The sequence below is a fragment of the Lentibacillus saliphilus genome, assembly GCF_019093865.1.
GTDB classification, from domain to species: Bacteria; Bacillota; Bacilli; order Bacillales; family Amphibacillaceae; genus Lentibacillus_B; species Lentibacillus_B saliphilus.
In genome coordinates this window covers 1-430 of record NZ_JABJXD010000031.1, presented here as the reverse complement: position 1 = coordinate 430, position 430 = coordinate 1, and the positions used below count along the sequence as shown (strand labels likewise).

At 41.9% G+C, this 430-nt stretch carries 1 protein-coding gene; it reads left to right on the top strand.

The window, feature by feature from the left end:
• A partial coding sequence (locus tag HPC67_RS15670; RefSeq protein ID WP_217589835.1) for a HAMP domain-containing protein occupies positions 1-430 on the top strand: 430 nt, incomplete at both ends.

Genomic DNA, 430 nt, shown 5'->3' with positions numbered 1-430 from the left:
GTAACCGAACAGATGAACCACCTTGCTGAAGGTGACTTAACCCGAGATCATATCAATTTAAAAACGAATGATGAAACGGGACAACTTGCTAAAGCGATGAATCATATGCAGGATCGACTTAAAAATATAATTACCAAAGTATCCTTTGCCTCGGATCAGCTGTCGAGTCAAAGCGAGGAATTAACTCAATCAGCAAGTGAAGTAAAAGCTGGGGCCAATCAAGTTGCAACAACGATGAGTGAACTCGCTTCTGGTTCAGAAACGCAAGCAACACAAACAAGCGAATTATCTGCTAATATGCAGCGCTTTGCTGAAGGTGTTGATCAAGCAAGCGAAAATGGCGCGCATATTGAAAGTGCTTCAAGCAATGTTCTTAAGCTAACAGATGAAGGAACCGCACTTATGGATGCATCGAAAACACAAATGGTTG